The organism is Candidatus Formimonas warabiya, from assembly GCF_002777255.1.
GTDB lineage: Bacteria > Bacillota > Dehalobacteriia > Dehalobacteriales > Dehalobacteriaceae > Formimonas > Formimonas warabiya.
In genome coordinates, this window is the sequence record NZ_CP017634.1 from 225,451 (window position 1) to 238,032 (window position 12,582).

Annotated in this window: 11 protein-coding genes; 8 read left to right on the plus strand and 3 right to left on the minus strand. The window is 43.9% G+C overall.

The genetic code is table 11. From position 1 onward, the window contains the following. Nucleotides 1-15 precede the first annotated feature (15 nt). From xdhB to DCMF_RS01015, 3 genes are all read left to right on the plus strand, one after another. Entirely contained in the window at nt 16-891 is an 876-nt protein-coding gene (gene xdhB / locus DCMF_RS01005) for a xanthine dehydrogenase subunit XdhB (RefSeq protein ID WP_148132703.1), read from the plus strand. Continuing rightward, a complete protein-coding gene (xdhC, locus tag DCMF_RS01010; RefSeq protein ID WP_148132704.1) occupies nt 891-1,376 on the plus strand; it encodes a xanthine dehydrogenase subunit XdhC in 486 nt (161 codons plus the stop codon). Before xdhB ends, xdhC begins: the two co-directional genes overlap by 1 nt. Before the next feature lie 220 nt (nt 1,377-1,596). Then, nucleotides 1,597-3,195 (plus strand): Na+/H+ antiporter NhaC family protein, encoded by a 1,599-nt coding sequence (locus DCMF_RS01015; RefSeq protein WP_214659004.1) that lies wholly within the window; start codon nt 1,597-1,599, stop codon nt 3,193-3,195. 705 nt (nt 3,196-3,900) lie between these two features. On the opposite strand, the gene DCMF_RS01020 is transcribed toward DCMF_RS01015, so the two are convergent. Next, nucleotides 3,901-4,191, minus strand: coding sequence for a hypothetical protein (locus DCMF_RS01020; RefSeq protein WP_214659005.1), 291 nt, complete (start codon nt 4,189-4,191; stop codon nt 3,901-3,903). Nucleotides 4,192-4,486: 295 nt separating this feature from the next. On the opposite strand from DCMF_RS01020, the gene DCMF_RS01025 reads away from it, so the two are divergent. The 4 genes from DCMF_RS01025 (at nt 4,487) to DCMF_RS01040 (ending at nt 9,034) form a co-directional block, all read left to right on the plus strand. Further along, nucleotides 4,487-5,647 carry an iron-containing alcohol dehydrogenase gene (locus DCMF_RS01025; RefSeq protein ID WP_148132707.1) on the plus strand — a complete coding sequence of 387 codons (1,161 nt, stop codon included), beginning with the start codon at nt 4,487-4,489 and terminating at the stop codon, nt 5,645-5,647. A gap of 166 nt (nt 5,648-5,813) precedes the next feature. Next, a complete protein-coding gene (gshA, locus tag DCMF_RS01030; protein ID WP_148132708.1) occupies nt 5,814-7,346 on the plus strand; it encodes a glutamate--cysteine ligase in 1,533 nt (510 codons plus the stop codon). Beyond that, on the plus strand, nt 7,340-8,245 hold the full coding sequence (locus DCMF_RS01035; protein WP_148132709.1) for an ABC transporter ATP-binding protein: 906 nt from the start codon (nt 7,340-7,342) through the stop codon (nt 8,243-8,245). Before gshA ends, DCMF_RS01035 begins: the two co-directional genes overlap by 7 nt. A gap of 9 nt (nt 8,246-8,254) precedes the next feature. Beyond that, entirely contained in the window at nt 8,255-9,034 is a 780-nt protein-coding gene (locus DCMF_RS01040) for an ABC transporter permease (RefSeq protein WP_148132710.1), read from the plus strand. Between the two features lie 5 nt (nt 9,035-9,039). On the opposite strand, the gene DCMF_RS01045 is transcribed toward DCMF_RS01040, so the two are convergent. Beyond that, nucleotides 9,040-10,371, minus strand: coding sequence for a glutathionylspermidine synthase family protein (locus DCMF_RS01045; RefSeq protein ID WP_148132711.1), 1,332 nt, complete (start codon nt 10,369-10,371; stop codon nt 9,040-9,042). A gap of 122 nt (nt 10,372-10,493) precedes the next feature. Beyond that, entirely contained in the window at nt 10,494-11,639 is a 1,146-nt protein-coding gene (locus DCMF_RS01050; protein ID WP_148132712.1) for an aldo/keto reductase, read from the minus strand. Between the two features lie 202 nt (nt 11,640-11,841). On the opposite strand from DCMF_RS01050, the gene DCMF_RS01055 reads away from it, so the two are divergent. Then, nucleotides 11,842-12,465: a lactate utilization protein gene (locus DCMF_RS01055; protein WP_148132713.1), complete on the plus strand. Its 624-nt coding sequence runs from the start codon at nt 11,842-11,844 to the stop codon at nt 12,463-12,465. Nucleotides 12,466-12,582 lie beyond the last annotated feature (117 nt).

The following is a 12,582-nucleotide window of genomic DNA, read 5'->3' on the forward strand; positions in this document are numbered from 1 at the left end:
AAGGAGGCGTGATTTGTGTTCGATATTGCGCAAAATGATCTGGCATATCGTGTAGATCAGGCGATCGCTTTTCTGGACGCCGATCCGAATGCCATTGTGATCGCCGGAGGAACAGATGTCTTAATTAAGGTAAGAGATGGGAAACTGGCAGGCTGCCATCTCGTTAGCATTAATGGTATTAAGGAATTGAAGGGTGTGCGCTTAAATGAGAATAACGAAATAGTGATTGGTTCCCTGACCACCTTCAGGGAATTGGAAGAAGATGAAACGATTCAAAGGCATATGCCGATTTTAGCCGGCGCCGCAGGCGCAGTAGGCGGGCCGCAGATCCGAGCCGTAGGTACGATTGGTGGTAACATCAGTAACGGTGTAACGAGTGCCGATACCGCATCTACTCTGCTGACTCTAAATGCGGAGCTAACCTTAACCTCTTCTGCCGGTCATCGGTTACTGCCTATCGAAGCATATTACCTAAGCGCCGGAAAGGTGGCACTTCGTCATGGCGAGCTGTTGACGGCCATAACCATAAAACCCGCTGATTATCGGGGCTATCACGGAAAATATATCAAATACGCGATGCGCAATGCTATGGATATCGCCATACTGGGCTGTGCGGTGCTGATAAAAACTGATGTGCCGTCTCGATTTATCGAGGATATCCGAATCGCATTAGGCGTGGCCGGGCCTGTTCCAATGAGAGCATTAAAGACGGAGGCTGCTTTGATCGGTTTACCATTAGAGGAGGCGCTGTGCATAGGGCCGGATATATTGCGTAAGGAGATTACCCCGCGTGATTCCTGGCGGGCCTCGCGGGCCTTTCGTCTGCATGTGGCTGGAGAGATTTTTCGCCAGGCATTAGCGAGCGCGTGGCAAGAAGGAGTTGAGCGGTAATGATACGCATCGTCCATTTGTCTGTCAACGGCAGAGAAGAGGAATTGGCTGTGGATGTTAGAGAAACGTTAGCGGATACGCTTCGTAACCGTCTGGGTTTAACGAGCGTGAAAAAGGGGTGTGGCGTTGGAGAATGTGGTGCCTGTACCGTACTAATTGACGGTATCGCTATCAATAGCTGCATCTATTTGGCGACATGGGCGGAAGGTAAGCAGATCCTGACAGTGGAAGGCTTGCAGCAGAATCCCGGCCAATTACATCCAATTCAGCGTGCTTTTGTAGAGGAAGCAGCAATTCAATGTGGTTTTTGTACACCGGGTATGATAATGACCGCGGTAGAAATCGTGAGAAGCGGTAAAAAATACACACGTGATGAATTGCGCAGGTTGATCTCCGGGCATCTTTGCCGCTGTACTGGATATGAGAATATATTAAATGCCATTCAGCGTTCACTTACAGAAGCTGGATTCAATGAACTTGGATAGCCAATAGGGACACCATGGCAAAATGCAGTTATGAACCGTGAGCTTTCCCAATGTGTGTTAAGAAAGGCTAAATTTAAGTTATTAAGGTGGTATTTGTTGAAGGGAGGTGAAACGGCATGGTCTAAGTTAAATGGGTGGAAATAGGCTGCACTATTCTGTTAATGGACAAAAGATTCGGCATAAGACAAGGAAAAAAGAAAATATGAATGGAGGTAAGTTTATGGAGCACTATGGCCTGCTTTCCATATTGCCACCGCTCGTTGCTATTGGTCTGTGTATTGCAAGCAGACAGTTAATCCTTTCTTTGTTTGTGGGGGTTTTTTCCGGAGCGTTAGTATTGTCAAATTTTAATCCTATTATGGGATTTGTGAAAACCGTTAAAATTTCTATTTCCACCCTTGCTAGTGAATGGAATGCTGGAATTGTGATATTTACTTTACTATTAGGAGGCTTAATTGGTATTCTCAGCAAATCTGGAGGAGCTCAGGGATTAGTAAACCTGGTAATCTCTAAAGTAAATAATGGTAAGCGGGGACAAATAATTACCGCATTATTAAGTATTCTTCTCTTTTTTGATGATTATACTAGTATCATTCTTTCAGGTTCAGTAATGAGGCCTCTTACTGATAAACTTAGGATTTCTCGGGAAAAACTAAGTTACATAGTTGACAGCGCAGGCGCAGGAGTTGCGGCAACTGCTCCGATTTCCAATTGGACTGCATTTGAGGTTGGCGTAATTGGGGAGGTAATCGCGACCATTGGCATTACATCCAGCGCGTATATTGTATTCTTACAGTCAATTCCTTTCAGATTCTATTGCATTTTCAGTATTGCTTTTGTATTTATGATTGCCTTACAGCGTAGAGATTTTGGGCCGATGTACCATGCGGAAAAAAGAGCTTTAACAACTGGAAAAGTTATCAAAGATGGGGCTACTCCTATGGCCGGTATTTCAGACGCAGAATTTGCTCCTCCTGAAGGTATTCCCCTCCGGGCTTCAAACTTCTTTGTACCAATTATTACCTTCTTTATAGCAGCAATTATTGGTTTTTATGTGAGCGGAGGCGGTGCTGCAGCCGGGGGAATTGCAGAAATTCTTGGCAAAGCCGATGCTCTGGGCGTTCTGGTAGTAGCTGTAGTAGTTGCGACAGGTATTTCTGGTATCATGTTATTAGCTCAAAAGATCCTAAAAATTGATCAAATTGTGGACGCTTGGACCAATGGTCTGAAAGCTATTGTTTTTACTATTGCATTTATTGTACTAGCCTGGGCAGTTGCAGCTGTTTGTAAAGAATTAGGTACGGCAAAATATGTGGTACAGGCATTAGTTGCGATGCATTTTCCTCCCGGTATGCTTCCTTTTGGAACTTTTATCATTGCCTGTCTAATTGCATTTGCCACGGGTACTTCTTGGGGGACAATGGCTTTAGTATTACCTCTTGCTCTTCCGGCCGCTCATTCAATAGATGCTTCTATGATTGCCACTCTTGGTGCAGTTTTGACGGGAGCAACCTTTGGTGACCACTGTTCGCCCATTTCAGAAAGTGTGGTATTATCTTCTATGGCTGCGGCCAGTGACCACATGGATCACGTGGTAACACAAATTCCTTATGCGTTAACCGCAGCCGCTATATCTGCTGTTGTTGGTTTTATTCCAGCGGGATATGGTGTGTCTCCATGGATTACCATACCTGCAGGGTTAATTGTAGCTTGGGTTGTGATACGGCTAGTTGGTAAGAAGACTGATGAAAAATCCCTTGGGGTTTCTCATCTAGTTGATTTAAATGAGAGTGCAGTTAATTCTGGACAAAGTATTTAAAGGATTATAACATTGGGAATAAAGAGGGGGCTCGTTTGAATGCATGTCGGAAAGGGTTTATTTAGGAGCCTACTATTAAGGTGGGCAAAGCCTTTATGCAAGATCTAGCGATCCCCTCAATAGTTTTTGGCGCATGATAAGAAGCCGCAGGAAAGCACAGATTCTACCACAGTTTAACAGATAATTAAGGCAGAAAACTCTTGAACGTTAGAATATTCAAGGGTTTTCATTTAAATAAGGAAAGAATAAAGTGTAAAATTGTATTCCAAATCACCGCAATGCATACAAAAACTTCAAACAATCCCCGAGCGGTCAAAAGAATACTTCAACTTGCGTAAATCGCTGATGGCCGGCAAGCGCAGGTCAGCATGGATATATTGAATGATTCCAGAACCAGCTTCAGGTTATCAGAAAGCTTGGATAGGCGACAGCGTCCGCCAGGCCAGAATATCGGCCCGAAAGTCGGCCAGTGCCTTCTTGATTCGCTCCACCTACTCCTGATTCCCAACCGTCTTCATTCATGTCACCTTTGCCCTGATGTTTCAAGATCCTGTATGAAAAATGAATGACTTACTCCAGGTACTCGATAAACTTGGCATTTTCCTTAACCTCCCGGTCATAATGCTTCTTGCTCCAATAGCAGATCAGCTTTTCTGCGATTTCCACCCTCTCCCCATTCTCATCCTTTATCATCTGCTTTCTTATTCAATGCATCCAGCGCCCGGTAAACCTAATCAGGCTCTCCGATGCGGTAACGTCAAAAACATATCCCTTGTACCCTTTAAAGGTTTCCAGCTTAGAGTCGGGATTCAATACCCGCCCAAACACCAAAAGCTTGGCAAGCCCGTTCAGGTCGTACGCAATTCTCGTCATGGATTTGTGTTTACTAAGCACATCACCAATTCCAAGCACATCATAAACGGAATCAAGCAGAAAGTAGCCCATGTTCTTGGGGCCACTGAAACAATTACCCTCGTTGTCGAGGTCGTATTCCACTGTAACATTACCTAAAAAAACGCTTGCTTTAGAGTGCAGTCTATGGTTTATAGTGAAGTAGGTATAGGAAAGGCAGGGGAAATGATAAATTATTTAACGAAGGAGGTTACTGAAAAATTCAATCTTTGCATGCAGCGCTGCGTCATTATAAAATAGAAGGCCTGCTTCCACCGACAAAACGTGATAAAAATGAATCACGTGAAATATAACGAAATTGACCTTGAGTGGTTAACTTTTGATTTGCTGCATGACAGCGGCAGGTATGAAAGTATGTTAGAAAAGGAGGAATGAGATCATGAACAATTTTTATTATCAGATTCCTACTGAAGTTTATTTCGGAAAAGGCCAGATCGGGCAACTTGAAAGGGAGCTTCCTAAATACGGAAAGAAGGTATTACTGGTTTATGGGGGCGGAAGCATCAAACGAATGGGTCTCTATCAAACCATTTATGCCATCTTCGAACGGATTGGCATTGAAGTCATAGAGCTTCCCGGAGTAGAACCAAACCCTAGAATTGAAACCGTACGTGCCGGCGTTGAACTGTGCAAAAATAATCACATTGAAGTGATCCTGGCAGTAGGCGGCGGAAGTACCATTGACTGTGCCAAGGTAATTTCTGCCGGGGCTAAATATGCAGGTGATTCATGGGATATCGTAACCGGATCTGTGCCCGTTACGGATACACTGCCCATTATTACAGTTCTTACACTGGCTGCTACCGGCTCGGAAATGGATCGGTTTGCTGTCATCTCCAATATGAAGACCAATGACAAACTGGGTGTTTTCAGCCCGCTGTTTTATCCCAAAGTGTCTATTTTAGATCCGGAATACACCTTCACTGTGCCTAAAAATCAAACAGCAGCCGGAACAGCAGATATCATGTCCCATATTTTTGAGCATTACTTTAACAATGTCAAAGGGGCATATGTACAGAACCGTATTGCAGAGGGGCTGTTGAAAACCTGTATCCACTATGGGCCTATTGCCTCTCATAAACCGGATAATTATGAAGCCAGAGCCAATCTGATGTGGGTATCGAGCCTGGCCATTGACGGCATTACATGGCGGGGAAATGATGTGATTCCTTCTGTACACCCAATGGAGCACGAACTTAGCGCCTATTATGATATTACCCATGGTGTGGGTCTTGCTATTTTGACACCCCACTGGATGAAGCACGTTTTAAATGATAAAACAGTAGACCGTTTTGTAGAATATGGGGTTAACGTATGGGGAATCGATCCTTCCCAGGATAAGTTTCAGATCGCTAATCAAGCGATTGAGATGACCGCGAATTTTTATAAAGTGCTGGAAATACCTGTTACGCTGAGAGAAGTCGGTATTGATGATACCCATCTGGAAATTATGGCAGAAAAGGCATCCAGAGGACTTGAGGATGCATTTTATCCGCTGACCGGCAAGGATGTTTTGGACATATTTAAGGCATCCTTATAAGGAAGGTTTTAATTTTTATCCTTTTACAATAGTTCTCCAGGATTGTTTTCAAGCAACAGATGCGTAAACATAAGTTTAAGATTACTCAGGCAGCAGAAAAGGATTTAGTTGTGATATAATAGCTCAATAGTTGTAAAACATATGAAATATTTTTGAGGTGAATAAGATGCTTTGGAATTTTCATGAAATGATGCGGTTATTTGCCAACAGTGACAAGAGCAAGCTGCTGAGAAAAGGAAATTTTGGGTTGGAACTGGAGTCGCAAAGGATTACGCCATCGGGAGACCTTGCTTTGACGCCGCATCCTTTAATATTTGGGGACAAATGTCAGAATCCGCGTATTACCACCGACTTTGCCGAGAGCCAGGTCGAAATGATTACTCCCACGTATGGCTCACTGAGCGAGGTTTATGCGTCTTTACAAGAGATACGTGCTGAAGTGGAATACGGTATTCAGGATGAACTGCTTTGGCCTCTCAGCATGCCGCCAAGGCTTCCCAGTGAAGAGCAAATTCCCATTGCGCGGTTTTCCGATTCCAAGATCGGGCGGCATAAAGAAATATACAGAAGAGGACTGGCGCTGCGTTACGGTAAAAAGATGCAGATGATCTCAGGAATCCATTATAATTTTTCTTTTAGTGACGAACTGCTGGATTATCTCTTCGTACAATATGGATCCGAAAATGAGAAACGTGAATTTATGGACCGGGTCTATTTGGCGCTGAGCAGAAATTTTCTGCGCAACCGCTGGCTGCTGATTTATCTTTTTGGCGCATCTCCTTTTTGTGATCCGACCTACTATTCAGTCATCGAGAAGGAATTAAAAGTGATCAGTCAGTACTGTACGTGCTGCTGTAATGCCAGTAAAGATTTATATCAATACACCACGTCTTTGCGTGTGAGCCGGTTTGGCTACTCTAATACTTCCCAAAACAGTTATAACGTATTTTTCAACAGCTTGGAGGAATACGCAGATAAATTGCGCCAGATGCTGAAAAGAGAGAACCCTCAATATACCAAGTTGGGTTTGTTTGAAAATGGCGTGCCGATTCAATTAAATGGCAATGTACTGCAAAATGAAAGTGAATTTTACTCATCGATTCGCTTAAAAAGGAAAACGGCCGAGGGAGAAACACAGCTGGATGCCCTTACGGAAAGAGGCGTGCAATACATCGAGGTCAGAATGCTGGATCTCAACCCCTTTGAACAGCTGGGGATAAGTCAGGGCCAATTGTATTTCCTGCAGGTATTTATGCTGTACTGTTTATTTGAGCAAAGTGAAAAAATGACTGCCGGTGAACTGGAGCAAATCAATGCCAACCACCATCTGGTCGCCCTGTATGGCAGGAAAAACAGTTTAATGCTCCGTAGTGAGAAAGAGGAAATGATTTCTTTACAGGACTTTGGCGAAATGATATTTCAGAAGCTAAAGCCTGTAGCCCGGTTGATGGATGAGCATACAGGAAATTGCCTTTACCAGCAAAGTGTACAGGCTGAATATAATAAGCTGATGGATATTTCTTTGTTGCCGTCGGCGCGGATGGAGCGGGAAAGGCAGGAGAACAAGGAGAGTTTTTTGGAATTCGGCATCCGGCAGGCTGTCAAGCACTCCCTGAAAGACTCCGCCCTAGCCTATGATCCGGTGATCCAGTTTTCCCGATCTCCCCATGAAGAAACGTGTGGAGGAAATATATGCTGAACATCAGCAACTTGTCGAAGACCTACCTGCCGGAAAAGAAAGAGGCCTTAAAGAATATCCATCTCCAGATCCAAAAAGGGGAATTTACCGCACTGTTAGGACAAAACGGGGCCGGGAAGACGACTTTGATCAATATCCTGGCAGGCAATGTCCTTAAGACAGCAGGTATGGTCACGATCGGCGGATACAATCTGGACACCCACGCCCTGGAGACGAAAAGAATCATCGGCATCGTGCCCCAAGAGACGGGCTATGATTCTACCTTCCCGGTATATGAAACTTTAAAAAAGCAATCCGGTTATTTTGGGATGCGCCATAACGGGGCCACGATCGATGAATTGTTGGAAGCCCTGTATTTAACAGAAAAAAGAAATTCTAATATCCGGGAACTTTCCGGAGGGATGAAAAAAAGATTTTTAATCGCCAAGGCCCTGGTGCACCGGCCTAAAATACTTGTTCTGGATGAACCGACGGCCGGAGTCGACATTGAAATGCGGCACACCTTGTATGACTTTTTACTCAGGCTGCACCAAGAGGGAACGACGATCATCCTCACGACCCATTATATTGAGGAAGCAGAAAAGCTCTGCGACCGGGTCGTGATTATCGACAGCGGCAGGATCATTGCGGACGAACCGAAGACGCAGCTGATGGAGAACTTCTCCCGGGAAGTTACGGTAGAATTTCAATTTGATTTCGAATTGGAACTTGCCGATATGGCGTTTTTAAACATGTACCACCCTCAAATAGAGGAAAAGACAAGGCTTCAGCTTAGAGTACCGAAAAAGGATCTGCCCAAGGTCGTGCACATGATCGCACAGAAAAATATGGCTTTCGTTGATCTCGGTATAGAGAAACCAAAGCTGGAAGATATCTATTTAAGTCTGATTCACCGTTAGGAGACAGAAATGGAAAAATTTTTTTATAACAGAGTTGGTTTTGTCACGCTTTTGAGCAGAGAAATACAGCGCTTTATGAAGGTGCCTGTCCAAACGATTCTTGCGCCGCTGATTTCCAATATCCTGTATCTGGGGATTTTCGGCGGCATGTTAAAAACACAGCAGGCGGGTATTGACGGGGTCAACTATCTGCAGTTCCTGGTGCCGGGCCTGGCTTCCATGGGTGCCATTTTTGCCGCCTTTCAGAATCCGTCCTTCTCCCTCATCTCCCAGAAGTTTCAAAATACCATCCAGGATATCAACAGCTATCCCATGTCCAATATGGAAAAATCGCTGGCCTTTATTCTCGGGGGTACGTTCAGAGGGGTTTTGGTAGGCGTTTTGACCTATGCTTCAACCATTGTCTTTATTGGTTTCCATCTTGAGCACCCTTTCCTTTTCCTGGGCGCGCTAGGAGCAACCTCTTTTCTTTTCGCTTCCTTGGGTTTGATTGCCGGCCTTGTCCTGGACAATTTTGAGAAGATGAATTTTTTGCTGACAATTATTATTACACCGCTTGCCTATTTGGGCGGCGTATTTTTCGAGATCGCCAGACTACCCGGTTTGCTTTCAGCCATCCGTTTCATCAATCCCATTTATCCCCTTGTGACGATCACACGGGCATTTTATTTGGATATTTTTTCAGGAAGTATTTATTGGCTTATGGGCATTGGGGCTGTAATGATTATTGCCTCATTCCTGGTTGCCGTTTTGGTTTTTAAGAACGGTATCGGCATCAAAATCAGATAACGATATCAAAGGGATTTTACCACAAAATTAGGGACGGTAAAGCATTCAACAATACTGCCGATGATGTTTTTTGTTCCTGACCGGGTATATATGCCCTGGAACCTTCCATCATACATATATAAGCCGATAATGTAATTACTATTGATAAATTCTACTTTCTCCTCACTAAAAAACGCCATCGGTATTTGAGGAACCCTGCAGAATTCCTGCATGAGATATTCTTCTTTTGCTTCCCCTAACATAATGTTACGCCATTCCTCCGGGGTATAGTCCCGGCCGACCCGGACACCCCGGGAAGCATATTTATCCATCGGCTTTAGCACCAATTGATCTTTATTTTCCATGGTATAATTCAGCAGATCCGCATGATTAACATCAAAGATGGTCGTAAAGGGGATGTGTTCTTTGACAAACTGTCTTTCTTCCTCCGTCAGAAAAGGGGTTTTTTCCTGATCATGGAGCAGGGCAAAAATGATTTTATTATGGGCGATTTGCGAGCGGAAGGGTCCGATGGTACAAACATCACCATTTAAATACGCATCGATAAAATTCTTAATCGAAGCGGCGTTTTCGATGGCTTCCCAGGTTACGACCCGGCGGTAAATACAATCTATTCTGAAGTCCTGAAGATACAATTTGCCCTCGCGGTATTCCAGTGATCTGGGATCGGCAATCACAGTTTTGCACCCGGCTCTCTCAAAGGCCTTCTGAAATTCTACAAATTCACTGGGAATCTTCCCTTCGATCCAGTCAACAATGGCTACCTGGGGAATTTCCTCGCTGCCGCTAAATTCTGCGTATTTGTTTTGCACGATTTTTACCCAAGAATCAAACAACTCGAAATCATGGAGGTCATAATCTTTCGCCAATTCCTCCATCGCCAAAGAATGTTTAAAAATCCGGGCTAATTCCTGTTGTTCGATCATTCCGGAGGACCCATCCGTATTTAATTCACAAAATTGAAATTTTCCCCTGTCAAAATCATAAAAGATATCAAATCGGCCGATGGGGATATCTGTTTGATAGCCTGGATCCTTGAGAATCAATTCTTCCAAGAGCGGAGAAAATCCAAAATGAGCGCGAAAACTTTTATTTTCCAGATAGTGCTGAATAACTTTCTCCAGAATGCGATACAATTGTTGGGTCAGGTGATCAAAGCGTTGGATGTCGGCCTCCGTTAAGAACATAGGTTGATAAAGAAACTCTACAGGTTTATCCTTATACTGGGCTACAGAATGCTGGACCTCTTGAAATACCTGCTTGTAAGAATCTATATAGCTGCCAGGGTTTGCCAGTACCTGTTCCTGGTACTGATCAAATAATATTTTTGTCAGCATGAAAAATTACCTCCCGTATCCGATGGTTTAAAGTCCTTGAAATTATACTTCATTCTTTACCCTGATTATTTCCAATTTTATACTGATAATGGTATTTGTGCAAGTTTGATCAAATAAGCTTTTTAATGAAGCACCATCTTTCCTGTTACTGATTCTGTTTCTCCTCCTAATTCCGTATGAACCTGTTTGAGCAATTCGGGAATTTTCAGCTCCTGTGGGCAGTGCTGCATGCAAAGCCCGCAGGATACGCACTGATCCGCCCCGAAACCTGAGGGAACAAAAGTTCTCTGGTAGACAACCGGGTCGATCGGATTGTCCTTTGCAAGCTGATAGCTGTTATAAAGCTTGAAAACTTCCGGAATCCTTACACCGCGGGGACATGGCATGCAATACCTGCACCCTGTACAGCCAATGCTTTTTTTCGCTTCAAAGGCTTCCCTAATTTTTACAATCAGGTTTTGCTCTTCCTCTGTCATGACACCAGGCTCAGCATGGTCAAAGATTCTCAGATTATCCTTCAACTGTTCAAGGGTGCTTGTCCCGCTCAAGATGACCGATACTTCCGGCATATTGTAGAGCCAGCGGAAGTACCATTCAGCGAGGGAACGTTTTTCGGGATAGGCGTTGACGAGGTCATAAACTTCTGCTGGAGCATTAGTAATGAGAGACCCTCCGCGCAGGGGCTCCATGATGTTTATCGCCAGGCCCTTCTTGGCTGCGTATTTTAGCCCTTCCACGCCGACCTGCTGGTGTTCGTCCAGAATATTAAGCTGGAGTTGGGCCATCTCCCAGTCAAAGGAATCTACAATTTTCTTGAAGGCCGCAAGCGTGCTGTGGATCGAGAACGCCTTATGCAGGATTTTCCCTTTTTCGATCATTTTGTCGAGGAAGGTCAGCCCGTTATATTTCCGGACCCTCTCCCAGTTGCCGGGGTAAAGATTGTGCAGAAGATAGACATCAATGTGATCGGTTCCAAGACGTATTAATTCCTCATCAAGATATTTTTCAAAATCCTCATGTTTCGTGATATTCCAGATTGGGCTTTTGGTGGCCAAATAGGTTTTATTTCGATAGCCGTCTTTCAGCGCTTTTCCGGTGATAACCTCGCTGTCTTTATAGAGATAGGCGGTATCAAGATAATTGACGCCGTTGTCAATCGCATACCGCACCATCGCCATCGCTTCTTTTTCGTCTGTGGGAAACCTCATGCAGCCAAGTCCGAATTTTGACACTTTTAACCCTGTTTTCCCATATTGTGTATATTCCATGAATCTCACTCCGTTTCTTCACCAAATATAGTATATAAGTTAAAGTTCACTCTAAGTCAAGCAAAAAAAGGATTCTTTAAATGCAAAATGGGAAATATAGACTTATTAATTTTTTACTCTACCGTTAAAATATAATCATCATCATCTGTTGTTATTCTTTGAACGCTCGATTGATATCATCAAATTTATGGGAGGAATACTTGTGGAACCTAAAGAATGCTATCATGCCTTATTAGCGCAGAAGCTAATCGAAGAATTAAAAAAACGGAATATGGAAGGATTTTATTGTGAGACAAAAGAAGATGCCCTAAAAAAAGTTCTTGAGCTGATCCCCAAAGACAGTACGGTTTCTTGCGGAGGTTCTGCAACTCTTCATGAAATTGGCTTGCGGGCCGCGTTAAAAAAGGGAGGGTACAATTTTCTGGATCCGAATGGCGTACAGGGAGGGATCGCAAAGGATAAAGTTGCCCACCAGGCATTAAGCGCAGATTACTATTTAATGAGCTCGAATGCTATATCTGCAACAGGTGAGCTGGTGAATATCGATGGATACGGCAACAGGGTCGCCGCACTGATCTTTGGTCCGAAAAATGTAATAGTAATAGCAGGTCTCAATAAAGTAGCGCCAAATTTAGATGCGGCTATCCTGCGGGCAAAAAACTATGCGGCACCGATTACCATGCTGATATTTAAGCGGGACTACGCTTCTTTTGATGAACTTTCTCAAGCAGCCGAAGGTGCATGCAGCCAGCTTGTCATTACCGGTATGTCCATGACGAAAGGCCGAATTAAAGTAATACTTGTGGGAGAAAGTTTAGGTTTTTAAACTATGCACAGGCGGGTAGACAGAAAGAAGGGTACTTACGCTCTGTCTTGGTTATTCTAGAAATCCATTGACAGGGAAATATCGTCATGGTACAATATGAATGAATAAAAAATGATT

What these genes read in the sequence shown, in the direction of transcription:
- xdhC (WP_148132704.1), top strand. Translation starts at nt 891, where the DNA reads ATGATACGCATCGTCCATTTGTCTGTCAACGGCAGAGAAGAGGAATTG.
- DCMF_RS01015 (WP_214659004.1), top strand. Translation starts at nt 1,597, where the DNA reads ATGGAGCACTATGGCCTGCTTTCCATATTGCCACCGCTCGTTGCTATT.
- DCMF_RS01025 (WP_148132707.1), top strand. Translation starts at nt 4,487, where the DNA reads ATGAACAATTTTTATTATCAGATTCCTACTGAAGTTTATTTCGGAAAA.
- gshA (WP_148132708.1), top strand. Translation starts at nt 5,814, where the DNA reads ATGCTTTGGAATTTTCATGAAATGATGCGGTTATTTGCCAACAGTGAC.
- DCMF_RS01035 (WP_148132709.1), top strand. Translation starts at nt 7,340, where the DNA reads ATGCTGAACATCAGCAACTTGTCGAAGACCTACCTGCCGGAAAAGAAA.
- DCMF_RS01040 (WP_148132710.1), top strand. Translation starts at nt 8,255, where the DNA reads ATGGAAAAATTTTTTTATAACAGAGTTGGTTTTGTCACGCTTTTGAGC.
- DCMF_RS01045 (WP_148132711.1), bottom strand. Translation starts at nt 10,371, where the DNA reads ATGCTGACAAAAATATTATTTGATCAGTACCAGGAACAGGTACTGGCA.
- DCMF_RS01050 (WP_148132712.1), bottom strand. Translation starts at nt 11,639, where the DNA reads ATGGAATATACACAATATGGGAAAACAGGGTTAAAAGTGTCAAAATTC.